The 26233-nt window shown below is 44.7% G+C and carries 21 protein-coding genes and 1 pseudogene; 13 read left to right on the forward strand and 9 right to left on the reverse strand.

Annotated elements, in window-relative coordinates; genetic code table 11:
- Positions 1–132: 132 nt before the first annotated feature.
- From ACS8E3_RS11955 to ACS8E3_RS11965, 3 genes are all read right to left on the reverse strand, one after another.
- The gene (locus ACS8E3_RS11955; RefSeq protein ID WP_439244503.1) at positions 133–1107 is read right to left on the reverse strand and encodes an ABC transporter substrate-binding protein; all 975 of its coding nucleotides are present in this window, start codon (positions 1105–1107) and stop codon (positions 133–135) included.
- A 457-nt stretch (positions 1108–1564) separates the two neighbouring features.
- Positions 1565–3631, reverse strand: a complete 2067-nt coding sequence (metG, locus tag ACS8E3_RS11960) for a methionine--tRNA ligase (RefSeq protein ID WP_439244469.1) — start codon at positions 3629–3631, stop codon at positions 1565–1567.
- A gap of 314 nt (positions 3632–3945) precedes the next feature.
- Complete coding sequence (locus ACS8E3_RS11965) at positions 3946–5433, reverse strand: GntP family permease (RefSeq protein WP_439244470.1); 1488 nt, start codon at positions 5431–5433, stop codon at positions 3946–3948.
- A gap of 363 nt (positions 5434–5796) precedes the next feature.
- Between ACS8E3_RS11965 and ACS8E3_RS11970 the strand changes: the two genes are divergently transcribed.
- From ACS8E3_RS11970 to dcd, 8 genes are all read left to right on the forward strand, one after another.
- Entirely contained in the window at positions 5797–6510 is a 714-nt protein-coding gene (locus ACS8E3_RS11970; RefSeq protein ID WP_439244471.1) for a CoA transferase subunit A, read from the forward strand.
- 98 nt (positions 6511–6608) lie between these two features.
- Positions 6609–7238, forward strand: a complete 630-nt coding sequence (locus tag ACS8E3_RS11975) for a CoA transferase subunit B (RefSeq protein ID WP_439244473.1) — start codon at positions 6609–6611, stop codon at positions 7236–7238.
- 91 nt (positions 7239–7329) lie between these two features.
- A complete protein-coding gene (locus ACS8E3_RS11980) occupies positions 7330–8130 on the forward strand; it encodes a 3-hydroxybutyrate dehydrogenase (RefSeq protein WP_439244476.1) in 801 nt (266 codons plus the stop codon).
- 160 nt (positions 8131–8290) lie between these two features.
- Positions 8291–9631 carry a magnesium transporter gene (mgtE, locus tag ACS8E3_RS11985; protein WP_439244478.1) on the forward strand — a complete coding sequence of 447 codons (1341 nt, stop codon included), beginning with the start codon at positions 8291–8293 and terminating at the stop codon, positions 9629–9631.
- A gap of 112 nt (positions 9632–9743) precedes the next feature.
- Complete coding sequence (apbC, locus tag ACS8E3_RS11990) at positions 9744–10976, forward strand: iron-sulfur cluster carrier protein ApbC (protein WP_439244479.1); 1233 nt, start codon at positions 9744–9746, stop codon at positions 10974–10976.
- Between the two features lie 85 nt (positions 10977–11061).
- Entirely contained in the window at positions 11062–11487 is a 426-nt protein-coding gene (locus ACS8E3_RS11995; protein ID WP_439244481.1) for a hypothetical protein, read from the forward strand.
- A 22-nt stretch (positions 11488–11509) separates the two neighbouring features.
- Positions 11510–12613, forward strand: coding sequence for a DUF2804 domain-containing protein (locus ACS8E3_RS12000; RefSeq protein ID WP_439244483.1), 1104 nt, complete (start codon positions 11510–11512; stop codon positions 12611–12613).
- A gap of 133 nt (positions 12614–12746) precedes the next feature.
- Positions 12747–13322 (forward strand): dCTP deaminase, encoded by a 576-nt coding sequence (gene dcd, locus ACS8E3_RS12005; protein ID WP_439244484.1) that lies wholly within the window; start codon positions 12747–12749, stop codon positions 13320–13322.
- A 90-nt stretch (positions 13323–13412) separates the two neighbouring features.
- Here the strand turns inward: dcd and ACS8E3_RS12010 are convergent, their stop codons facing one another.
- The 6 genes from ACS8E3_RS12010 to ACS8E3_RS12035 form a co-directional block, all read right to left on the reverse strand.
- Positions 13413–13853, reverse strand: coding sequence for a ClpXP protease specificity-enhancing factor (locus ACS8E3_RS12010; RefSeq protein WP_439244486.1), 441 nt, complete (start codon positions 13851–13853; stop codon positions 13413–13415).
- 74 nt (positions 13854–13927) lie between these two features.
- Positions 13928–14542, reverse strand: a complete 615-nt coding sequence (locus ACS8E3_RS12015; RefSeq protein WP_439244488.1) for a glutathione S-transferase N-terminal domain-containing protein — start codon at positions 14540–14542, stop codon at positions 13928–13930.
- A 252-nt stretch (positions 14543–14794) separates the two neighbouring features.
- On the reverse strand, positions 14795–15511 hold the full coding sequence (locus tag ACS8E3_RS12020) for a cytochrome c1 (RefSeq protein ID WP_439244490.1): 717 nt from the start codon (positions 15509–15511) through the stop codon (positions 14795–14797).
- Entirely contained in the window at positions 15511–16716 is a 1206-nt protein-coding gene (locus tag ACS8E3_RS12025; protein WP_439244504.1) for a cytochrome b, read from the reverse strand. The genes ACS8E3_RS12020 and ACS8E3_RS12025 overlap by 1 nt, the downstream gene beginning before the upstream one ends.
- Positions 16717–16738: 22 nt before the next feature.
- The gene (gene petA / locus ACS8E3_RS12030) at positions 16739–17323 is read right to left on the reverse strand and encodes a ubiquinol-cytochrome c reductase iron-sulfur subunit (RefSeq protein WP_439244492.1); all 585 of its coding nucleotides are present in this window, start codon (positions 17321–17323) and stop codon (positions 16739–16741) included.
- Between the two features lie 568 nt (positions 17324–17891).
- Positions 17892–19826, reverse strand: coding sequence for an ATP-binding cassette domain-containing protein (locus ACS8E3_RS12035; protein ID WP_439244494.1), 1935 nt, complete (start codon positions 19824–19826; stop codon positions 17892–17894).
- A 193-nt stretch (positions 19827–20019) separates the two neighbouring features.
- Here ACS8E3_RS12035 and ACS8E3_RS12040 point away from each other — a divergent pair, with 193 nt between their 5' ends.
- The 5 genes and pseudogenes from ACS8E3_RS12040 to ACS8E3_RS12060 all read left to right on the forward strand — a co-directional run.
- On the forward strand, positions 20020–20292 hold the full coding sequence (locus ACS8E3_RS12040; protein ID WP_439244496.1) for a SlyX family protein: 273 nt from the start codon (positions 20020–20022) through the stop codon (positions 20290–20292).
- Between the two features lie 286 nt (positions 20293–20578).
- A complete protein-coding gene (locus ACS8E3_RS12045) occupies positions 20579–22072 on the forward strand; it encodes an OmpP1/FadL family transporter (RefSeq protein WP_439244497.1) in 1494 nt (497 codons plus the stop codon).
- A 285-nt stretch (positions 22073–22357) separates the two neighbouring features.
- Positions 22358–23791, forward strand: a complete 1434-nt coding sequence (locus ACS8E3_RS12050; RefSeq protein WP_439244499.1) for a hypothetical protein — start codon at positions 22358–22360, stop codon at positions 23789–23791.
- 475 nt (positions 23792–24266) lie between these two features.
- On the forward strand, positions 24267–25637 hold the full coding sequence (locus ACS8E3_RS12055) for an OmpP1/FadL family transporter (protein ID WP_439244501.1): 1371 nt from the start codon (positions 24267–24269) through the stop codon (positions 25635–25637).
- A 280-nt stretch (positions 25638–25917) separates the two neighbouring features.
- Positions 25918–26233 (forward strand): annotated as a pseudogene (locus tag ACS8E3_RS12060) (hypothetical protein); the annotation flags it as partial.

Here is a 26233-nt window from a genome sequence, read left to right on the forward strand (position 1 = left end):
ACCAGTAAAGGTAGACAGGGTTATAATTGGTAGTTATTAGCAAATCCTTTACTAATTCCTATACTCAGCTTAATAATAATGCTTCAATTTATCTATTTATATACAGTGTATTAAATATGCATCGTACTAGCATCACTGGTCATCGACATTGATAGCGTTTTTTAGTACTTCGTCAGATAAAGTCACGCCTTGCGCTTGCGCATGTTTAGGACTGACATATAAAGTCAGATCATTCATCACTTGTGGTTTTACCGTCGCGACCGCTTCGTCGTTCAATACTCGGTAGACCATCTCACCAGTGACGCGGCCAAAGTCATAATCATTGACCCCAAGCGCGGCAGTGGCGCCGCGTCTGACGCTGAATTCATCAGAGGCGATCACTGGGATTTTGAGCTCGTTTGCGGCGCTTGCCATTGCTTCAAACGCTGAGACAACATTATTATCGAGCGAGGTATAGATAACATCGGCACGACCGTCTAGGCTACGAGTAGCCATCGCCACGTCAGTCGGGCGGTTGGCGGTCAGATCCAAAATATTCAGGCCACGGGCAGGAGCGGCAGCTTTGAGCTGATTAAGTACAGTGACAGAATTGGCCTCACCAGGACTATAGACATAGCCAATAGTTTTGGCTTTAGGCGCAATTTTCTGAATGAGATCTAGTTGTGGCTCGATAGGCAACTGGCTTGACAAGCCTGTGACATTAGATTGCGCAGGAACGCCGTTTTCATCGATAAGCTTGGCAGCTAAAGGATCAGAGATAGCGGTATAAATGACGGGAATCTGAGTCGTGGAAGCGACAATAGACTGCGCTGACGGCGTTGAGATAGCGACGATAGCATCTGGTAAATCACCTGCAAACTGTTTGGCAATCTGTCCGGCGGTGGCGAGATTACCTTGCGCGCTCTGAAAGTTAACCGTTAGATTTTCGCCTTCTACATAGCCGTTATCTGCTAGCTCCTCTAACAGCCCTCGTCTGATCTCATCCAATGAGGGATGCTCAACAATTTGGGTGATAGCGAGAGTCTTGGCCGGTTTTTCGCTGCTGGTAGCGGCCTCGTCTGTCGTGGTTTCGGTGGTCGAGTTTGAGCAACCTACTAAGCCAAACATACTGATGGCACTGAGAGCAGCTCCGCATAGGCTTAGGCGTAGAGGGGTAGCAATAGTCATTATCAAATTAACTCTTCGGTTGGAAAATGCAAGTCAGCTCGTTAACTCAACCACAGCGACACTTTCGGTGCTCACCTGCAACTGACTGAGATGAAATAGAGGATTCATAAATATAAGTGGTTATATTATGACAGTAATGTAACGATTCGCAATAAAAAATTAGCCGATAAGTTTTATAAGTTCAAAAAACCGATAAATTATCATTCGATAAGTCGCACATTTTAGTGGTTTTATAGCTCAGTACTATAGTTCAGCACTATTAAATTTCAATAACTTTGAACAAAAATTCAGCTTTGAGATTGAATGCTATGGTCATAGAAAAGATGCCAAGCTAGGCACCTTTTCTATACTCAGTGTTTATAAAACCTAGCGTTTATGAGCTCGTAAACTTAAAAAGCTAAGCGAGCACATCACCCACCACACAAGCATCAGGCAGTGTCACTACCGTTAGCTGGGTTTTTGGATCACCGGTAGAGAGCACCATACCTTCTGAGATGCCAAATTTCATCTTGCGCGGCGCTAGATTGGTCACGCAAATGACCTTTTTACCGTTCAACTGCTCAGGCTCATAAAACTTGCGAATACCGCTAAAGACGTTACGTGGTTTGTCTTCGCCAACATCTAAAGTAAATTGCAGTAGTTTGTCAGCACCTTCGACGTGGTTGCATTCTAAAACGTGCGCCACTTTCATCTCAACTTTGCTAAAGTCCTCGATACCGATATAATCGTCTTGCACAGTGCTGTTGTCATTCTCATCTGTAGCGGCTGTTGTCTGATTTTGCGAATCGCCCAATGATGCCTTTGATGCTTCGATCATAGCGGCGACATCTTTTTCTTCGATACGCTGCATCAGCGGTTTGAACTTATTGATCTGATGACCAAGTAGCCAGTCATTACGGCTATGAAAGCTCAAATCATCTATATTTAAAAATGCTTTGGCGTTATTGGTCAGCTCAGGCAATACCGGGGCGAGATAAACCATCAATTGACGGAAGATATTAATCGCCACCGAGCAGACGTCTTGTACTTCTTGCTCGGTACCTTCCTGCTTGGCTAGCGACCAAGGTTTTTTCTCATCGATATACTCGTTGGCTTTGTCCGCGCACTGCATAATCAGACGCATCGCGCGTGAGAACTCGCGATTCTCGTATGCCGCGGCAATCTCATCACCAGTCTTGGTAATGTCTTCTAATAGTTTTGGCTCCGCGCAAACCTCAGTGAGCATTCCATCATATTTTTTGACAATAAATCCGGCACTACGGCTAGCGATATTGACTACTTTGCCGACTAAATCGGAGTTGACCTTTTGCATAAAGTCTTCAAGATCTAAGTTAATATCTTCCACTTTATCCGATAATTTACTGGCAAAGTAATAGCGCAAGTACTCAGGATGCAAATGCTCAGCGTAAGTCTCAGCCTTGATAAAAGTGCCGCGCGACTTACTCATCTTCTCACCATTGACCATTAAAAAGCCATGAGCAAAGACGCCAGTAGGGGTACGGAATTCGCTACCCGCTAGCATCGCCGGCCAAAACAGCGCATGGAAATAAACGATGTCTTTACCAATGAAATGATAAACTTCCGTTTTATGCTCATTCTCCGCTGCCCAGTAACGATCAAAGTCTAGTGCCTTGTCCGTACCTGCGCGCTTATCGCAAAGGTTTTGAAAGCTTGCCATATAACCGACAGGCGCATCAAGCCAGACATAAAAGTATTTATCCGGCTCGCCCTCAGGGGTATCGGGTATCTTAAAGCCAAAGTAGGGCGCATCCCGCGAGATATCCCAGCTGGCAAGACCAGCATCGAACCACTCTTGTAGTTTATTGGCGACTGAGGGCTGTAGACGCTTATCACTGCGCGTCCAGTCTTTTAAGAACTGCTCAAACCCTGGCAAATCAAAAAAGTAATGCTTAGAGACTTTGAGCACAGGCGTAGCATCGGATAGAGTAGAGCGCGGGTTTTTGAGCTCAGTGGCATCATAAGTGGTGCCGCAAACCTCACAGTTGTCGCCGTACTGATCGGCCGACCCACATTCAGGGCATTCACCTTTAACAAATCTATCAGCCAAAAATAGCTGCTTTTCAGGATCAAACAATTGCTCGACATCACGGGTAGAGATGTGACCGGCGCTATTGAGACGACGATAAATCAGTTCTGAGTAGTGTTTATTTTCAGCGGAGTGAGTGCTGTGATAATTATCAAACTCAATCAAAAACTTAGTAAAGTCAGCTTCGTGTGAGGCTTTGACCGAGGCGATCTGCTCCTCTGGAGTGATGCCGTTATCTTCAGCCTTTAGCATAATTGCCGTACCATGAGCATCATCGGCGCAAACATAAGTGACTTGATGGCCTTGCGCCTTCATCGCCCGCGCCCAAATGTCAGTTTGGATATATTCTACGAGATGGCCTAAATGAATATAGCCATTAGCGTAAGGCAGGGCACTAGTTACTAAAATTTCACGCACTTTTATCACCTTTGTTATTCGATATAAATGGGTTGGTTATCTCACGACTCGACTTTTCAAGCTTTATAGCTATCCACCATAATGATGAGATATTTGTAAATTAAAAATTTTGTCTATGATACCGTAAATCTATCATTTATGTGATAGTGCTTAGTAATTATCTAAACAACCTGCCCTAATCTTGGCGTTAGCCATAACGCTCAGGCTTAGCCATCATTTGATCTATCTTTATAATGATTAAAGCCTACTTAGTACTTTACTAAATAGGCTAGTAGCGTCAGGACAATCTTTCTCTATTTTGGCAACAAACAGCGTTAAAACGAGCCAAACAAGGTACCCAAAATAATGATCGAAACGACAGCGCACAATGGGATAACCATAGTGACCATAGCGACGTTGAGATAAGACTGTTTATGGGTTAAACCACAAATCGCAAGCAAGGTGATGACCGCGCCGCTATGCGGTAGCGTATCGAGACCGCCAGCTGCCATTACCGCTACACGGTGCATCAGCTCAGGATCGATGCCAGCGGCTAGCGCCATCTGCAAATAATCTTCGCCTAGAGTCGATAGCGCGATACTCAAACCGCCAGAGGAAGAGCCGGTGATACCAGCGAGCGTGGTCATCGCCACCGCTTCTGAGATCAATGGATTATCCGGGCTTAGATTAAGAATGCTATCGCGAATGATAAGGAAGCCAGCAAGAGAGGCAATCACCGCACCATAACCGACTTCTGAGGCGGTATTAAAGATAGGTAGCATCGAGTCGTAAGTACCGCGGTTGATGGTTTTTTGTAGATCATTCCAGTGACCTATACGCAATACGATCAGTACCAAACAAGCGATCACCAATGAGATGATAATCGACCAAAGCCCAAGCGAGCCGGCGATATTTAAATCAGGGAACTGCGTTTGAATGGCCTCAAAATTCATCGATGGAAAGATCGCATAAGTCAAGATAGCGTTAAGCCCAATCACTAGCACGAGCGGTATCATTGCCACGGTGAACGAGGTCTGATGCGTACTACGCGCCTCAAGTGTGCTAGCAAGATTGCTCTGAGCGACATTGGTTTGAGCGCTATGACTTGCAGGGTCGTCTTTAGAAACGGCTACTTGTTTGGCATCAATACCACCAACCCCGATATCGTCATCATGTTGACCGTAGCCTTCGCCTGCGGCACTGGCTTTTTTGGCCCGTGATTGCAACCACCACCAACCAAGTACAAACATAATCGTACCGCCGATGATACCTAATACAGGAGCAGCAAAGACGTTAGTATTGTAATAAGGAATCGGAATGGCGTTTTGAATGGCTGGAGTGCCTGGTAGGGCAGTCATCGTAAAAGTAAACGAGCCTAAAGCAATAGCAGCAGGAATCAGGCGTTTAGGTATATCAGCGGCTTTAAATAAATCCTTGGCAATAGGGTAGATCGCAAAAGCTACGACAAATAGTGAGACGCCGCCGTAAGTCAAAATAGCGCAAACTAAGATCACCGCAAGAATGGCTTTACTAGCGCCCAGTTTTCTAACTACCGTATCAGCAATCGCTGTCGCTGCGCCTGAGTCAGCCATCAAGCGCCCAAACAGCGCCCCTAGTAAAAATATCGGAAAGAATTTGAGTAAAAATCCACTCAAAGCGCCCATAAATACATCAGTATAGGCGGGAATACTACTTAGGAAGTCGCCGGATAACAGGACGGCTAAGGTCGCCATAATCGGCGCTAAAATCAGTACTGAATATCCCCGATAAGCGAAGAACATCAGTAGTAGTAAGGTAATAACAATAGCAAAGGTACTAAACATAACAGCCTCTCCTTGGCATAAAAAATAATGAGTAAGATATACTCACTGCTAACTGAAATAATTATTGAGTAGAGAATAGAGTCAAAAAGCGAATTAGGGGCAGTGAGCTATGACTTAATACTGCTATCGTTATGAGCTGCTACAACTAATTATTACGGCTTAAGGTTTTTCTCTAGGCGCTATCAAATTATTATGGTAAGTTAGCATAATCTTTTTAAATAAGATATAACGATATGATACGTATCTTTTTATTGAAATATACTTAGCGTTTAACTTTTAGCGATAAGTCTATGGTTTTTAAAATAAAAGAAAACGTAAGGGATTATCGAAAATAAATGAAAAAAAAGCTTAAAGGAGATAAGTATGAGTCAATCAAAAGTGTATAACAGTGCCAAGAGCGCTCTAGAAGACATCGTCAAAGATGGTCAAACCCTTGCTATTGGTGGCTTTGGGCTATGCGGTATACCCGAGTCGTTAATCGCCGCGCTACGTGATAGCGGCGTCAAAGGCTTAACTTGTATCAGTAATAACGCCGGCGTCGATGACTTCGGCCTAGGGCTGCTGCTACAAACACGGCAAATTAAAAAAATGATCTCATCTTACGTGGGGGAGAATAAAGAGTTCGAGCGTCAATACTTAGCAGGCGAGCTTGAGGTTGAGCTGACTCCGCAAGGCACGCTCGCCGAAAAGCTACGCGCAGGCGGTGCCGGTATTCCAGCGTTTTATACGGCGACTGGTGTCGGCACTTTAGTTAGCGAGGGTAAAGAGACGCGAGATTTTGAGAGTCGTACTTACGTGCTTGAGCATTCTTTAACTGCCGATGTCTCCCTTATCAAGGCACAAAAAGCTGACAAAGCTGGCAATCTTATCTTTAATAAAACTGCCCGTAACTTCAACCCAGATTGTGCGATGGCTGGTAAAATCACGATTGCTGAGGTCGAAGAGATTGTGGAGATCGGCGCACTGGATCCTGATGAGATTCATCTACCGGGCATCTTTGTGCAGCGTATTGTGCTCAACAGTACGCCTGAAAAGCGCATCGAAAAAACTACTGTCAAAGCGGCTGAGAGCGCTTAAATAAACGCTTTAGAGCAAATCTAACAGTGTAATAGTAGCTTACAGAAAATAAATTAAAGAAAGCAGCTTTAAAAAAGTAATATAAAAAGGAGTACGACATGGCATGGACAAGAGAGCAGATGGCACAGCGGGCAGCGCAAGAGCTAGAAGATGGCTACTACGTAAATTTAGGTATCGGCCTGCCAACCTTAGTAGCGAATTATATCCCTGAGGGAATGGATGTTTGGCTACAGTCTGAGAATGGCCTATTAGGTATTGGCGAGTTTCCAACCGAAGATAACGTCGATGCAGATTTAATCAATGCCGGCAAGCAAACGGTTACCGCAGCTTCTGGCGCTAGCTATTTTGGTAGCTCTGATTCCTTTGCGATGATACGCGGCGGGCATGTCAATCTTGCCATATTAGGCGCCATGGAAGTCTCAGAGCAGGGTGATTTGGCCAACTGGATGATCCCCAAAAAGATGGTTAAAGGTATGGGCGGCGCGATGGATTTGGTTGCCGGCGTACAGCGGGTGATTGTGTTGATGGAACAAGTCAATAAACATGGTGATCCTAAGATTTTATCTGAGTGCCAACTGCCTTTGACGGGTAAAGGCGTGGTCGATCGCATCATTACTGAGCTTGCGGTGTTGGACGTCACTGATAACGGCTTACAGCTGGTTGAGCTGGCCGATGGCGTCAGCTTTGCTGAGCTGCAAGAAAAGACGCCAGTAGCCATTGCTCAGTAGCTATTTTTCAGTCGTTATAATGCGATAGCTAAAACCAACAACTACTGCTCAATAAAAATCAAAAGCAGTATTTAATAACAAGGGATGTGGTATGGCAACACAGTTACAACAGGATTTGAGCGCTAAAGTGGCATTAGTGACCGGCTCAGCTAGCGGTATCGGCCGAGATATTGCAGAAACTTATGCCAAGGCAGGCGCGGCCGTCGGTATTGCCGATATTGATCTTGATGCCGCCCAGCAAACCGTTGATGCGATTAAAGCGGCAGGCGGCAAGGCGTTAGCCATTGAGATGGATGTGACGTCAGAGTCCGGTGTCAATGCTGGCGTACAACAGCTAGTAGATACTTTTGGCGGCATCGATATATTGGTCTCAAACGCCGGTATTCAAATCATCGATCCGATCAACAACATGGCGTTTGCGGATTGGAAAAAAATGCTCGCTATTCATTTAGATGGTGCGTTTTTGACCACTAAAGCGGCCATTCAGCACATGTATAAAGACGACAAAGGCGGCACCGTTATCTATATGGGCTCTGTGCACTCGCATGAAGCTTCACTATATAAAGCCCCTTATGTGACGTCCAAGCATGGTCTGTTGGGACTTTGCCGCGTACTGGCAAAAGAGGGCGCAAAGCATAATGTGCGCGCGCACGTGATTTGCCCAGGATTTGTCAAAACGCCGTTAGTCGAAAAACAAATCCCGCAGCAAGCCGCTGAAAAGGACATTAGTGAAGCCGAAGTGGTCAACGATATTATGCTCGTTAATACGGTGGATAAAGAGTTTACGACCGTGGATGATATTGCCCAGTTGGCGCTGTTTTTAGCGGCGTTTCCAACCAACGTGTTTACTGGTCAGTCCATCGTCGCCAGTCATGGTTGGTTTATGAACTGATGGTTTACGCTATCGCCTCTTGATTTAACCGTCATACGCTTGCTAATAAAAGGGTAATCTATTAGCATCTAATACCTATTCATTGGAGCCAATACTATTCATACTATTGGCTCTTTTTTGTGATGGTAAGCGCATCGTTTAGGCTGCTTGGAGCAGAATAATGCATAATGAAGCTTTTGCGTTAAAGATAAGTAGTGCTATTGATCAGCAACAATATGATAAAGCAGCCGATCAGGTTGAAGCGCTACGTCCTATTGATATCGCGGATATACTCGCGTTAATCAATCCTAGTTCTGCTTGGCAACTACTTGAGCGCTTGCCAAATCGCTCGACGATTTTTTCGTATCTCGACGCTGATGCTCAGGTTGCTATGGCGCTCAAACTGCCTCGAGAGCAGATGGCAAAGCTGGTGGGCGAGATGCCAGCAGATGAGCGCACCGATCTCTACAAGCGCCTCAATCAGCAGCAACGAGACGCCTTGCTTCCGGCTTTAGCACAAGCGCAGCGAGAGGATATTCGCAGGCTTGCCGCATATGCGGAGCGGACCGCTGGGGCATTGATGACCTCAGACTATGCCACTTTGAGCGCGCAGATGACGGTTAAAGAAGCGCTAGAAGCGCTGCGACTTGAAGCGCCTGATGCCGAGACGATTTATCATGCTTATGTCATCGACAAGGGGCGCCGTCTGCAAGGAGTAGTGTCCTTGCGAGTGCTCATATTAGCAGCACCTGAGCAGCTTATCAGTGATCTGATGGTCACCGATCCGGTGTCTTGTAATGTTAATGATGATCAAGAAGATGTGGCAAAAGTGGTCGCTCGTTATGATTTGATTGCCTTGCCTATTATCGATGATCTAGGCGCATTAGTCGGTATTGTCACTCATGACGATGCAATGGATGTGGCAAGCGATGAGGCAACCGATGACTTCCACAAGTCTGGCGGTGTTTCAACCATGGTAGGGCGTTTAAAAGATGCAAGCATTACTGTCTTATATCGCAAGCGCGTCTTTTGGCTAGTATTCTTAATATTTGGTAATCTATTATCAGGATTTAGTATTGCCAATTTTGAAGATGTCATTGCTGCAAACTTAGTCTTAGTCTTCTTTTTACCTTTACTCGTCGATAGCGGCGGTAACGCCGGCTCGCAGTCAGCGACTTTGATGGTGAGGGCGCTTGCAACAGGTGATGTGGTGATGCGCGACTGGTTTTCACTGTTAGGGCGAGAAGCCTTAGTGGCTTTACTACTTGGCGCTACAATGGCAGTGGCAGTCGCGGTTATTGGCTATATTCGCGGTGATCTTATAGTCTCGATCGTGCTAGCGCTAAGTATGGTTTCGGTGGTACTAATTGGTAGTGTGATTGGTATGAGTCTGCCTTTTGTGCTTAATAAACTAGGCTTTGACCCCGCGACGGCGAGCGCGCCTTTGATTACCTCGATAAGCGATGCCTCAGGCGTCCTTATTTATTTATTTATTGCGTCGAAGTTTTTGGCTATAGGCTAGTATGAACGACCAGTGCGTAAAGTTTAGTGAGATTAGAAGCTTCTAGCTTATAAAAACAGTAGCGATGACGGTATAATGACACTACATACTTATAAAAACGATATAGGCTATTATGTTTAACTTTATGAAGAAAAACCCCAAGCCTGAAACACCGCAGCAGCAAGCGCAGCGTGATAGCGCGGTTGACAAGGCACTGCTTAGTTATCATGTCGGTGATGTGAGTATCGCGACTATGGTTACTGGCCTTGAGCGTAATGATAATGAGCTAACGTTAGACTTGCGTTTGTCGCACAGTAGCGATCCTGAGATGATTCAGCAAGACCTTGGGCAACTATTACGGCCTCACGGTATTGAGGTCATTCACATGAATGTACGCTTGCCCGCGCCGCCCAAAGCCTCTAGCGCTAGTTTGCCCAAATCAGCGGCTACTCCTATGCCAAAAACGACGGATGCGATGGCAAGTAAACAAAGCGCTACTGCTGATTCAAAGCCCACTAGCGGCGATGCAGAGGTGCCTATCAGTAAAGCCGCTCCCACCCAAGCCTCTTTAGCCGCGCATCCGCGTATTCGTCACATCATCGTCGTGGCCTCAGGTAAAGGCGGCGTCGGTAAATCGACAACCACCGTCAATATCGCCTTGGCACTACAGAAATTAGGTCACAAGGTTGGGATACTTGATGCCGACATTTATGGTCCTAGTATGCCAACGATGCTTGGGGTTGCCGATATTAAGCCTGAACTTGAAAACGATCAGTTCGTTCCGGTCGAGGCGCGCGGCTTAGCAATGCTCTCTATCGGTAGTTTGCTCGATGGCGATAATACTCCGGTAGCTTGGCGCGGCCCCAAAGCGACGGGCGCGCTGATGCAGCTCTATAATCAAACCAACTGGCCGCAGCTCGATTACTTAGTGATCGACATGCCACCTGGTACTGGTGATATTCAGCTCACGCTTGCTCAGCGTATACCAGTGACTGGCGCGGTGATTGTCACTACCCCGCAGCATATCGCTTTACTTGATGCGCAAAAAGGTATTGAGATGTTTAATAAGACCAATATTCCAGTCTTGGGTGTGGTTGAAAACATGGCGCTACACACTTGTAGCAACTGTCAGCATACCGAAGCCATCTTCGGTAAGGGAGGCGGAGAGATGATCGCCGAGCAGTACCAGGTACCACTATTAGGACAGTTGCCATTAGCTAGTGGTATTCGCGCGCAAGTGGATAAAGGCGAGCCAAGTGTGTTGGCAGAGGATGAGTTTGCGACTTATTATGTAAATATTGTCAAAAATATCGAAGCGAATATCGCTAAGTTTGCTAGACCTGTTAATGATAAACGGATATTTTAACCGTTTTCAATGATTTCTATCGATAATTAAATAGCCTAAGCGGAAATAGGTCTTAAAGTACTTTTATTTTCAAAAAGGGAATTTTGTGAGCGTATCTATTTATCAAAATCACTTAGAGGGTGCGCCTAAGCAGTATAAGTTATTAAAAATGCTGCGTCCGCCCGTGTATGAGATTGAGTTATCAAATAACCAATTGATTGGCGTTTGCTACTATAAAGATGGTAGTAGCAAGCGCTATCAGGTTAATGCTAACTTTAGTAACCGCCGAATGGTGATTGCTGATTTCTTGCTAGCAGTAGAGGCAATGGCGGCTTTATTGTTAAAGTTTCCCAAACATCCTTTTGGGACAAATGCTTTTGCTGTAGCAAATGTGACGCAAGAGTTGGCCGATGGACTAACTGCGATAGAGGTTAAAGCTATTAGAGAAGCCATTTGGGCTGCATCAAGGCAGGCAAAAAGAATAGTGATAAGTACCGCAGTTGCCTATCAAGGACAGCCAGTCTCTCAATAACATTTGGCTAGGATGCCAGCTAATGAGTCAAAAACGTAACCAACAACACTTGCAACATTCAACCGTCCATTCTAAGCCCGCTCAGCTTGACGCGCTTATCGACAATGGACAACCGCAGTTTGGCGTTTTCTCAACAGTTAAACATATCAACTATCTCGACTATTACAGTCCGCTAATCTCGCAAAAACCATTATCGAACTGGCGCAAAGACCTCAAGGCCAATCAATTTTGCTTTATCCAAATTATCGAACCGCCTTTTAGAGTTTGTTTTGCACTGGCAACGATTAAGATTGCTACTAGTGCCTTCGTTTATATCTACAATGAGGAGACTGAGCAGTTAGAGATTGGTGAAGCTTTGCAGCCAATCACCCGCCGCAGTGAATTTAAAGGCGACCACTATCAAGGGCAAATGTCTTTTAGTCATAGTAAGCTTAGCCTAACGCTAGATTTTACCCCTGAACAAGTGAGTATCGAGCTTGATAGCCAGTATCTAACAGTCAATGCAAACTTAGAGCGTCAGCAGCAACCGCTAGCGATATGTACACCAACGGGTAGGCGCGGTTGGACTTTTACGCAAAAAGAGCCGTTGAGCGCTACCACCGGCGAGATAACTATCAAAGCTGGTGCAAAGATAACCGCTGATGGTCAGCAGCATAAAATTGAACTGACTAAGACAACGAGAGCCAATTTAGATTGGACACTTGGCTATATGCGTCATGAGACCAATTGGTTTTGGAGTTGTGTCAATAGTTATCTAACAGATGGCAGGCATTTTTTATTGAATCTCTCTATGGGCGTTAACGAGACAGGCATGAGCGAAAATGCTTGCTGGCTCGATGGTGAGATTTTTTATCTGCCACCAGTACTATTTGAGCGTAAAGGTACTGACGACTTATCCGTAGATACTTGGCACATTTATCATCGAAACTTGGGCTGGAGCAGTGTTGATATCGATTTAACTTTCACGCCGATTAGAGTCTATAAAAAGAGAGATAATTTCGGTATGGTCGCTAGTATCTTTGAGCAGTGGCTAGGAGAGTACAGTGGGGAGATACGCTTAGCCGGGAAAGTGATACGCTTAGATAAGGTATTAGGGCTAGCAGAAGATCACTTTGCTAAATGGTAATACCTGACTCTAGCTGAATGTAGAGTGGATACTTTTATCTAGCGTAAAGCCTATAATTTGACTCCTCAACTGCGTATAATCATCGCTACCGAAATATCTATCATAAACACTATAAATACTGTTAAGGATAAAAATGTCTATCAAATCTGACCGCTGGATCCGTGAAATGGCTGAAAATCAGCAGATGATTGAGCCATTTGAAGCCGGGCAAGTGCGCTTCAATGACGAAGGCGAGCGCCTCATCAGCTATGGTACTTCAAGCTACGGTTATGATGTGCGCTGCGCTCCTGAGTTCAAAGTCTTTACTAACGTACACTCAGTCGTCGTCGATCCCAAAAACTTCGATGAAAAAAGCTTTATCGATATCGTTGGTGATGAGTGTATCATTCCGCCAAACTCCTTTGCGCTAGCCCGCACTGTGGAATACTTTCGCATCCCGCGTGATGTGCTGACGATCTGCTTAGGTAAATCGACTTACGCGCGCTGCGGTATCATCGTCAATGTCACGCCGCTAGAGCCTGAGTGGGAAGGGCATGTGACTTTAGAATTTAGTAATACCACCAATTTGCCGGCGCGTATTTATGCCGGTGAAGGCGTCGCGCAAATGTTGTTTTTCCAGAGCGACGCCGATGATGTCTGCGAGACCAGCTACAAAGATCGCGGCGGTAAATACCAAGGTCAGCGCGGGGTGACCTTGCCTAGGACTTAGTATTAACTAAAACGAATGCTCAGCCAAAAAAACGGAGCCTTATAGATAGGCTCCGTTTTTCTATAGTCATCATATTTTACTTTAAGTGAATTACTTCAACACTTTTAAACCTGCCTTATTATCGCGTTTCGGTCTAGGAGCAGCGGCTTTTGGTTTATTCGATACCGCGCTAGTCTCTTCTTCAGGCTCATAGTTATCGTATTCATTTGGATCAAAGAACATCCCTTGTGAGTTCTCTTTGGCATAAATACCAAGTACCGCTGGTAGTGGCACCCAAATCTCTTGTGAGACACCGCCGAAGCGCGCACTAAAATGAATATAATCATTTTCCATACTCATATTACCGGTGGCACGACTGGCAATATTAAGGACAATACGTCCATCTTGCACATGTTCTGTTGGAATCTGTACATTCTCAGCTGTGGCATCGACCATCAAGTAAGGTGTTAGCGCATTATCTTCTATCCACTGGTAAATAGCGCGTATCATATAAGGACGCGTTGGGGTAATAGCGATCGGATTATCACTCATTTTTTATTCCTCTACTGATATTTTACAAAATAATACTAACAAGTATTTTCAAATTATAAAAGTACTGCAATAGTTTAACGGACGCTGGCCTGAAAGCTTTTACGCTCAAACAACCGTTCTTGATAATCTAATAAAGGGCGACTGATAGCGCGTGGTAGCTCGATTTGCATCTCCTCTAATCGCCATAACAGCGGCGCTAATAAGACATCGCACCAGCCAAAATCATCCGCCATAAAGTAAGGCTTATGAGCGAATAGCGGCGAGATAGTAATCAGCGAGTCGGCTAATTGCTTCTTAGCCAAAGCCCCTTGCGCTTGGTTAAAGCTATCAGGATGGGTTAATAAGCGTTTGCCTAATACCAACCAATCGTGCTGAATACGCCAAGCCAATTGTCGAAACTGTGCTCGCTCTTGCGGCGTTTCTGGTAGTAGCTTATTGGCATGATAACGCTCCTCGAGATACTCAAAGATGACGTTAATCTCGTAGAGTGAGATTTCGCGCTGCTGTAGTACCGGCAAAGTATGGTAGGGGTTTAACTCAGTCAAATCTTCGGGCCGCTCAGAGTGCAGACGCGATAAATAATACTCGAGCTTTTTTTCCTCCAACAGTAAACGCACGACATGACTATCGTAGCCATCGTCAGCGTACAAGATAAGCTGACTACTGGGAATGTCATTCGTATCGATCATAGCAGCCTAATATTCAATTATTAAGGCTGTCATCGTAAACAAACTCACCTTGTTAATCAAGGTAGTAAGCGTAAATGCTAGCCAATTCCAAGCGGGTATATACAATTTATTAGTGGGATAGGTTTAGGCCGCTTTCTAGCCGTTAAAATATTGAATACTGAAGCCAAACTATATACTGCACAAAAAAGCACTACCGAAGTAATGCTTTGTTTATTAAAAGTAGCGAAAAAATAAGACTTATTTAATATCTATTTATTTAACATCTTTCCAGAACTCTTTATTGAGTAAGTAAACTGGAATGAGTAGTACTAACAAGAATAGGATGACAAAAGCACCGATGACGCGGCGATCATGACGAACCGGCTCACCCATCCATGCCATAAAGTTGACTAGATCGCCCACTTCGCTCTCAAACTCTTCTTGGCTCACGCTTTCTTGCAGGTTATGCAAGACATGAGGCATAGCAGCATTAGCCAATACTAAATTGTTAGCGCCCCAAGGACGGCTTGGATCTTCATAGAAAGATAACAGATAAGTATAGACCCAATCATCACCGCGTAAACGGTTCACGAGCGATAGATCAGGAGGCGCAGCACCAAACCAAGACGCTTGTAGTTCTGGGTCAATTTCCGCATTGATATGATCACCGATTTGATCGGTAGTCACCATCAGATACTTCTCGACTAGTTCAGGTGGAATCTCAAGGTCTTTGGCGATACGTGAATGACGAACATACTTCGCTGAGTGACACCCAGCGCAGTAGTTCATAAACATTTTTGCGCCGTTTTGTAGCGAGCCCTTGTTAGTGAAATCTACCGGAGCATCGCTACAAGCCAAATGCTCTTCAACGCCTTCGGCATTAACGAAGGTACCACATCCACCGCCACCTGCTGCCATAGCGGTGCTAGCAGTCAAGGTCAATACTGCACCTAAGCCCAAACCAGTCAATGATTTTGTTAGGGTTCTCATTAGTGACCTCCGGTAACGCGTTCTGGTGGCTGTTTACACGTCTCAATAGCAGTGTAAAACGGCATTAGTAAGAAGAATAAGAAATACAAGATAGTGAAAACACGTGCCATGATTGTCGCAGTAGGCGTGGCCGGTGTTGCACCTAAATAACCTAATACTACAAAGCTAATAGCAAATATAACCAATGCAATCTTCGACAAGATACCTTTATAACGAATAGAGCGTACTGGCGATCTATCGAGCCAAGGGATCAAGAATAGCACTGCGATGGCACCGCCCATAGCGATAACCCCGCCAAGCTTATTTGGCACCGCGCGCAAGATAGCGTAGAAAGGCGTGTAGTACCATACTGGCGCAATATGCTCAGGTGTCTTTAAGGAGTTTGCCGCCTCAAAGTTAGGTGGCTCTAAGAAATAACCGCCGCCTTCTGGGAAGAAGAATACCACTGCAAAGAACAAGATAAAGAACACCACAATCCCGACCATATCGTGAACGGTATAGTACGGGTGGAATTCGATACCATCTAAAGGTACACCATTCTTATCTTTAAGCTTCTTAATATCGATACCATCAGGGTTATTTGAACCGACATGATGCAAAGCTACGATATGCATAAATACCAAACCAACTAATACTAGCGGAATAGCAACAACGTGTAGCGCAAAGAAGCGGTTAAGCGTGATACCTGAGATGATGTAATCACCACGTACCCATTCAGCAAGGCCGTCACCAATGACTGGCAAAGCTGCCGGTAAGTTCAAGATGACCTGAGCACCCCAGAATGACATATTACCCCAAGGCAATAGATACCCGAAGAATCCTTCTGCCATCAAGGCTAAATAGATACCCATACCGATTAGCCATAGTAGCTCGCGTGGCTTTTGGTATGAACCATATAGCAGTGCTCTGAACATATGCAAGTAAACGACAACAAAGAACGCGGAGGCGCCTGTGGAGTGCATATAGCGGATGAGCCAACCGCCTTTGACATCACGCATGATATATTCAACCGAAGCAAATGCGCCTTCAGCACTTGGGTTATACATCATGGTCAACCAGATACCAGTCACCAACTGGTTAACCAATACCACCATTGACAACACACCAAAAAAATACCAAAAATTGAAGTTTTTTGGTGCATAGTACTTGGACATATGGTATTCGTAGGTTTCAGTCGCCGGAAAACGCGAATCCACCCAATGCATTAATTTTTTACCCATACTCATATTAAGCCTCCCCAACTGTCAAGATGGTACCATCCATACTATACTCTGGGATGGGTAAGTTCGTTGGTGCCGGTACGCCGCTATAAACGCGACCTGCTAAGTCATATTTGGAACCATGGCAAGGGCAGAAAAATCCGCCGTACCAGTCATTACCGCCTAAGTCAGCCGCGCCAACTTCAGGACGATAGTTTGGGGCACAGCCCAAATGGGTACAAACGCCTTCAACCACTAATAGGCCTGGCTCGATAGAACGAGTTTGGTTCTTGGCATATTCAGGTTGTAGCGATGCGCTTGAGTCGGGATCAGCTAGTAAGGACTCAACAGGCTCTAAAGTATTCACCATATCTTCAGTACGTTTGACGACATAGATAGGTTTGCCGCGATACTTTACGACAATCATTTGCCCGTCTTCAATAGAACCTATATCTTGAGTAACTGCCGCGCCCGCAGCTTCAGCTTTGGCACTTGGCGTCCAAGAGCGAACAAAAGGGGTGGCTACCGCCGCTACTCCAGCTGCACCAATTACGGCAGTTGAAGCAATCAAAACTCTACGGCGTTGTACATTAACGCCTTCGGCTTGGCTCATTAATACTTCCTCCAGGTGAATGAAATGGGATTATCCCACACTGGGTTTATGACTTAGAAATATAAAACATCTAGTATTGGTTTATACCATATTGACAATATAAAGAGACAAGCCGCATCAGCTATGCCTAATTTTGCTAATTGTTACTATTCTAAGCTATTTTGGTTAAAAAATAAATTGGTACGCCAAAAATAACGCGACCTTTGCGGGCATTATTATTAGCTTTACACTGTTGAAGTTCTTAAGTCATTATCAAAATAATTCGCATCGACTGAACGATATGCCTCATTATAATAGTTACATGACATATATAATCACTATTCAAAAATACTTATAATCGCTAGTGAGGATTCAAAGACTGCTTTTATTTCACAGCAACAAATATCGCCTTACGAGTGATAAGATTACCTTATAAATGATAAGGGTATTTATTTATAAGCGATGATACTCGAAATCAGCTCAATGTTCACTAACTTTCAGCACCTTTACGTAACCGATTCTACTTAACCTCTCATGTAAGTCAGTAGCCATGAGAGAATGAGGAAATGAAAGATACTAGGATAATGCTCTAATCATTCTCAAGCGTTTCCCAGCGCTCAAGCTTCGTCATCATCTCCTCCTCAATAACTGCCAAGCGTTCGCTGGCCGCTGTTGCGGCATCAAAGTCCTCGTTAAACCAAGAACCATCGGCTAGTTTGTCTTGTAGCTGAGCTTGCTCTGATTCTAGCTTAGTGATTTCTTTTGGCAGCGAATCAAGCTCGCGCTGTTCATTAAAGCTGAGCTTTTTTTGCGCTTTATTAGGCTTAGTTGGCGTTGCTGGTTTTTGGTTGGCTTTGGAAGTGCTAGCAGTGCTCGGCGCCTTTACCGCTTGCGCGCGATTCTTTTGAATTAAGTACTCCTGATAGCCGCCTACATATTCATCGACCACGCCATTACCGTCTTCATCGGTATCGAATACCCAAGTAGAGGTAACCACATTATCCATAAACGAGCGATCATGGCTGATAAGCAGTATCGTACCATTGAAGCTGCTGACTGACTCTTCTAATAATTCGAGGGTCGCCATGTCCAAATCGTTGGTTGGCTCATCGAGCACTAGAATATTAGCCGGTTTTAACAGTTGCTTGGCCAACAGTACGCGATTACGCTCGCCACCAGATAAGGCTTTGACAGGGGTACGCGCACGCTCCGGCGCAAATAAGAAGTCTTGCAAGTAGCTCATGATGTGCGTCTTGCGGCCACCAACTTCGATGAAATCTGAGCCTTCAGAAACGTTTTGGGCAACGCTAGCTTCTAAATCGAGCTGATCACGCAGCTGATCAAAAAAGGCGATTTGTAGATTAGTTCCTAGCTCTACAGTGCCAGTCTTAGTGACTTCATCATCAGACATATCGAGCAAGGCTTTAATTAAGGTGGTTTTGCCAGCGCCGTTAGGACCAATGATACCTATTTTATCACCGCGCATAATCGTGGTGCTAAAATTGTCGACTAGTACATTGCCGTCGTACTCAAGATGTAGGTTTTTAACCTTGCAAACAAGCTTGCCACTTTTCTCGCCTTCACCCATCGTGATATTGACGTTACCGACTTGCTCACGGCGCTGGCTACGCTCTTCGCGTAATGCTTTTAGATCCCGCACGCGGCCCTCATTACGAGTGCGGCGAGCTTTGATTCCTTGGCGAATCCAAACTTCCTCTTGCGCTAGTTTTTTATCGAAGTTGGCATTGTTTTTTTCTTCAGCGAGTAATTGCTGCTCTTTTAATTCTTGATAGCGCGCGTAGCCTTTAGCGCCTTGGGTGACATCATAGCTGGTCAATAGACCTCGATCTAATTCGACGATACGCGTCGCCAGCTTATTCACAAACGCTCTATCGTGAGTGACAAACAGCAGTGTCAAACCTTGCCAATCTAACAAGAAGCGCTCGAGCCACTCGATACTATCGACGTCCAAATGGTTGGTGGGCTCATCAAGCAATAATACGTCAGGCTTAGTGACTAAGGCTCTTGCCAACAGCACTCGGCGCTTACGACCACCCGATAGCGAGGACAGGTCATCATTAGGATCGAGTCCCATCGTGGTAATCAGCCGTGTCGCTTCGCGCTCTAAATCCCAGCCGTGTACCGCGTCGATATCGTGTTGCAAAGTCGCCATGCGCTCGCAGGCGTCCATATCGCCCTCAGCACATAGATCAGTTTGCTGATTATAGGCCATGAGTAGATCAGCCGTGTGACGGCTGCCGCCCATGACGATATCTAGTATACGTCCGCGAGCTTCAGGAACATCCTGCTCAAGCATAGCAACACGCACGCTACTATTGACAATGACTTCGCCGCTATCAGGCTGCATAGTGCCGTTGATGAGCTTGAATAAAGTAGATTTACCTTCGCCATTACGACCGATTAGACAAACGCGTTCGCTCGCCTCAATACTGAAATCAACGCCGTCAAGGATAGGTGCTACGCCAAAAGCGAGGTGGATGTTTTTTAGATGTATCAGTGCCATAGATTGTCTTAAGCTTATATATAGTAGAGGAGAATAGATGATAAAATAGGGCTTAGCTAAGCGGTTAAATACGAGCCACGCTAAATTGTCAGCAGTATAACATGACCCTAGATGACTTTAGCGGATGTAACGCTTTTTTATCGCGGAAACCTTATTACTAAATTATTAACCTTCAATGGATAGGATAGTTATCATGCCACTATATTTGCGCCAGCCATCAGAGGCGACAGAAAACGACTCGCCGACACAGGCTGAACTAAAAGATGAGATGATTGAGCTACAAATGAGTATGGCGCATCTTGAGCTAACCGTAGAGCGATTGGACCAAGTGATTACCCGTCAAGATAAAGATATCCAAACGCTACAACGACAGTTGCAGCTTATCTATAACCAAGTACAGAGTCAAAACGAAAGCGACGGTATCGCTCCTTTTGATGTCCTAGCGGATAAACCTCCACATTATTAAGAAAGATGTCATTTTACTAAATGCCATTCTGCTAAGTACCAGCCTTGTATAGATAGCCGCCAGTATCGTCCGATCCAAATCGCAAACGCGATTATATGAGTTTTATTAAATGTAAAGTTGTGACTATATTGTGACGGCATAGTAATTAAATAATTATTTTTATGGTTGTCATCACTTGTAAAAGCCATTAGTATCTTGCCTTCAATCCCACTTACTCATTAATGTTTAATCCCTTTAGGCTTATTGAGTAAGAAAATAAAACAGTTAGGATGTTTGGAGAGATTCAATGCGTAGCACTTTTTGTTTAAAAGCTCTTAGCGTAGCGATTGCTACTTTTTCTATGGCTAGCGCGGCTAGCGCTGCAGGCCTTGATCGTTCTGGTCAAGATATTACCGCGTTTTTACAAGACGGCTTGTATGCCGAAGCGGTCTATACTTATATCGATGGCGATGTCACCGGTCATGACAACGCTTATATAGGTGCTGATGATAAAGCCTATACCAAGGGCAATAAGATAGGCGATATCGCTGAGTCTTACGATTTCTTTCGCTACGGTGTAAAAGCTGATATCAATGACACGTTCAGCGTTGGTATCTTATACGACGAGCCATTCGGCGCTGCTGCTGATTATACTGGTAATAATAATTTCGTCGCTCAAGGCAACCTAGATGACGCTATCAACATTATCTCAAATGGCAATGCTACTGGTTTAGTAGATGCTAGCAACAAAATAGGTCAGCTCTCAAAAGGTGCTACGCAAGCAGGTCAAGCCGCTGCCCAGTTCGCCGAGCAAGCCCAAAATGCGACCTCGCCACAAGCAGCAGCAGAATTTGCCGCGCAAGCAAAAGCTGCCCAAGACAAAGCTTTAGAGCTAAAAGGTCAAGCCGAATCGTTAGGCGCGGCAGTAGCTTCAGCGCAAGCAGAGCAAGCGACGACTGGTGAAGGCACTAATGTAGAAGTACGCACCGAAAACGTTACTGGTATTCTTGGCGCGAGATTAGGCACCAATAAAGAATTCCAAATCTATGGTGGTCCTGTCGCTCAACAAGTACAAGCCGATGTAGCGCTACGAGGCGTAGCGTACGGTCCAGCAACCGGTTACACCGCTCATATCAGCTCTGATCAAGATTTTGGTTGGCTCGCTGGTGTCTCTTATAGCAAGCCTGAGATTGCTTTAAAAGCGGCATTGACTTATCGCTCTGAGATTGAACATAATACCAATATCGATGAGCAATATCCTTTAGTTGCCGCATTAGGTGGTGATCCTAGTCAGGGTGGCACTATTGAGATTACTACCCCGAAATCAGTAAACTTCGATTTCCAAACAGGTATTAACCCAACTACTTTAGCCACCGCAAAAGTACGCTGGGTGCCTTGGGGCGACTTTGCTATTGTGCCGCCTTTATATAACGAAGTCAGCAAGCGTGCTACCGAAGACGATAAGGGTTTAGCTTTGGTCAGTTATGATGACGACCAATGGCAAGTAGAGCTTGGTCTAGCTAAGCGCTTAACGCCAGCATTGGCTGTATCAGGTAATATTGGTTGGGATAGCGGTGCAGGTAACCCAGTAACATCACTAGGCCCAATTGAAGGCTACTATAGTGCTGGCCTTGGCGCAAAATACAACGTCACTGAAAACTGGGCGGTATCTGCTGGTGGCAAATACTTATGGTTCGGTGATGCCAAAGGTCAGTTACCTACCCAAAAAATAGTCGCTAACTTCGAAGACAATGATGGTTACGTATTAGGCGTTAAATTGTCTTATCAGGCAGCGCAGTAGTGAACTAAAATAGCGTTAAGGACTTATGAAAGTAAATCATAAAAATAAGCGATAATAACAAGCGATCCTTAGGGGTCGCTTTTTTGTTGACCGATGCAAACTGTTTGGTAGTAAAGTTGACATTAGTACGGTAAATGTTGCGCAGATAAAGGATGATAAATAAAGTATTTAATTGTTGTTTTAAAGTGAAAAAGCCATTACTATTAAATTAGGACATCGTTGACATATTTGGTAACAACTTGACTATGCTGACGGTTTAACAATGAGGATGTTTGGAGATACATAATGCGCCCTACCTTTCATTTAAAAACCCTTGCGGTAGCTGTCGCTGCTTTCTCTGCAGCTAGTATAGCTAGCGCTGCTGGTCTTGATCGTTCTGGTCAAGATGTTACTGCTTTTTTTCAAGACGGCACTTACGCGGAGGCCGTTTATACCTATATTGACGCTGATGTTAGTGGTCGCGATAGTGCAAACCAACTTTTGACTGATAATGATTATGCGCGCGGTGATGATACTGGAGATATCGCTGAATCCTACGACTTTTTCCGTTATGGCGTAAAAGCGGATATCAATGACACCTTCAGTATCGGTGTTATATATGATGAGCCCTTCGGTGCTGCTGCTGAATATAAAAAAGGCAATTTTGTAGCCAATGGCGACCGAGACGCTGTTATCAGTAGCGCATCAGGTGGAGCGATTGGTCCAGGATCGCCACTTGGACTGACAAACTATGCTCAAGCTGCAGATGCGTTAGAACAATTACAAGCAGGGGCAGCGGCAGGTGTCTTAACTCCTGAGCAACAAGGTCAATTAGCACTTCTAGCACCTTTAGTAGCTGTTGCTGATGTTGGAGCTGCTACACCAGGCGAAACGACCAAAGTTGAAGTTCGTAGCAATAACTTAACCGCTATTTTAGGTATGAAATTCGGTCCAAAAAAGAACTTCCAAATCTATGGTGGTCCAGTTGCTCAGCGTATTGAAGCTCAGACTAGGCTTCGTGGTACGGCTTATGGCCCGGCCACCGGATATACTTCTAACACGAGCAGTGATACAGACTATGGCTATCTAGCAGGTATCTCGTTTAGTAAGCCTGAGATTGCCCTAAAAGCAGCCTTAACATACCGTTCTGAGATTGATCATGATTCACCAACATTTGAAGTATATCCTCTAGCGCCAATACTGAGCAGTCAAGCTAGTGGTCAGCTACCTAGTCAGCGTGGCGGTAAGGTAGAAACAACAACCCCTGAGTCAATCAACTTTGACTTCCAAACCGGTATCAATCCGACCACATTGGCAACGGCTAAGGTGCGCTGGGTGCCGTGGGGTGATTTCAAAATCACGCCACCACTATATAACGATGCTACTTTAGGTAGATTTGGTCCCGATGGTCTCAACTTAGTCGACTATGATGATGATCAATACCAAGTAGAAGTCGGTGTTGCTAAGCGCTTAGCTCCTGCTTTAGCAGTCAGTGGTACAGTAGGCTGGGATAGTGGTGCAGGTGATCCAACGACCTCTCTAGGTCCTATCGAAGGTTACTACAGTGTTGGCTTGGGTGCTAAGTACAATGTCACTCCTGAATGGGCCGTTTCAGCAGGCGGTAAGTACTTGTGGTTCGGTGATGCTCAAGGCAGACTACCTACTGGCAAGATTGTTAATGATTTTGAGGATAACGATGGCTTTATTGCCGGTGTGAAGCTATCTTATCAAGGTAAATAATAGAGTACCAAATAATCGACATAATAGTATAGTTTCAAAAAAGCGACTTTTTAAAGTCGCTTTTTTAGGTTTACAATGACTAAAATAATTGTGAACCTACTAGTCATATATAAGGCTAGTTAATCGAAAAATCTGTCTAAAAGAAAGTGTGCGAAGTTGTATGTCGGCTATTGTTAGCTTGCTAGGCCTTGATTTGAATAGTTATCATTATATCTATAAAGCCAGATATTCTGTCTTAAAATAGAAAGATTGCCCTTAATAAAAGTCGATAAAGAAGGTTTGCTATAACCTTAAAAATTAACTATGATATCAAAATCAGTTACCTTGACTTACATTACTGTGATGTCTAAAAAATCTGATAACATAGTAAAATCAAATCTTGCGAGCGATGTTTTCGTCGTTTGGCAAAGGATTGCAAGTAGAGGTCAGGTGGATAACCCTACCGATCGATAATATTATTCATGGAGGATGTCACGTGTCGCAACAATTCCCTATCTCTAAGCTCACTTTAGCGCTTATCACTTTATCTGCTGCCTCATTTACTCAAGCAGCTGGACTTGATCGCTCTGGTCAAGATATCAAAGGTTTCTTCAATCCAGGCACTTACGCTGAGATTGATTATGCTTATATCGATACTGATGTTTCAGCACATGACAACGCTGGAACACCATTTGGTATCACTGAGAACGAATCTGGTTATGTCAAAGGCAATGACACTGGCGATGCTACTGATGATGCGTATACTTTCGCTCGTTACGGTGTCAAAACAGACATCAATGAGAACTTCAGTATTGGTGTCTTCTACGATGAGCCATTTGGTGCCGAAGTTGAATATAAGGGTGATCATAACTTTGTATCTCGTCCTGGCGACAACAACTTTGTCACAAGAGGTCCTGACGGCACTCCGATTGTGCTGCCTCAATCAACGATCAATCCATCTGTAAACGATCCTAACTACGAAAAGAACACTAACGTTAGCGTACATACTGAGACGTGGACGGGTTTACTAGGCTTTAAGTCTAACGGCTTTCAAGTCTTTGGCGGCCCAGTCATGCAAAGAGCAAAAGCTGAAGTAAATTTGCGTGGTAAAGCCTATGGTCCTCTGACCGGTTATGATGCCAACGTCAATGGCGATACTGACTATGGCTGGGTAGCAGGGGTAGGGTATAGTATCCCTGAAATTGCTCTAAAAGCTAACTTGACTTATCGCTCAGAGATTGATCATGAAACTGAGATAGGCGAGAGAATTCCATTACTAGGTACAGGCTTGAAAAATACTGCTTTAGGGCAGCTTGGTATTGATCCAAACTCTGAATTAGGCCAGTCCATAGGTGAGTACGCGACCACTAGGGCCACAGTAACGACTCCAGAATCTGTAAACTTAAACTTCGAAACAGGCCTTAGTCAAGAGTATCAGCTACTAGGCACCGTAGATGTACGCTGGGTACCTTGGAGCGACTTTAAGATTGTACCGCCTTTCTACAATGCCTACTCAAAAGCAGCAGTACCTGAAGGCTTGCCTTTATTGTCTTACGATAAAGACCAGTGGAAAGTCGATGTGGGTCTAGCCAAACGCTTCAATGAAAAATTAGCTGGTTCAGTCGTAGTCGGCTATGATTCAGGCGCCGGTGATCCGGTCAGCTCATTGGGTACCATTGAAGGTTTCTATAGTGTAGGCGGCGGCGTTAAATATAATGTCACTCCAGAATGGGCGGTCTCAGTTGGCGGTAAATACCTCAAGTTTGGTGATGCCACAGGACAATTACCTAATGGTAGCGTCGTCAGTAAAGCCGATGACAATGATGGCTATATTGCTGGTGTAAAACTGTCTTATCAGAGCCAGTAAACTAATTTCTATTTAATTAACGCTCTATAAAGCTTATCAAGCGGTGATGGATGAGCTTTATAGTAAGCGAAAATAGTTTAAGTAAAATGTAGATATTAATAAAGCGTGGTTATTCAGTTTAGTATTACTTTTACGGTTAAGTATTATCGTATCTCGTAAAGGTTAAATAATTAAATCTTGACTTACTATGCTATTTTTGGTTATCTATAAAAGTTGTTCAACTGCTATAAGGCGTTGAATATGAAAGGAATATCTCATCATAATCCATGGAGGAATACGAATGTTACCTAACCGTCATTCAATCTCAGCTGATTCTACAGCACCTAAATTAAACACCCCATTAAAAGCTAGCGTCGTAATCCTGACTTCTGTGATATTAGCAGCCTGCGGAAGTAGTGGTAGCGATTCTTATAATATGAGTGATATCTTTGATGGTAGCAGTCCAACCATTCCAGCTCCAGAACCCACTCCTGAGCCTGAGCCAACGCCTGAACCAGAACCTACTCCTGAGCCTGGTGAAGACTACAGCTCAGCAGCGGAAGCGGACTTATCGGGCGCTCAGCATTTATCTGTTGATGGAACGGCGCTTGGTCAAG

The sequence above is a fragment of the Psychrobacter sp. 2Y5 genome, from assembly GCF_051847375.1.
Lineage (GTDB): Bacteria > Pseudomonadota > Gammaproteobacteria > Pseudomonadales > Moraxellaceae > Psychrobacter.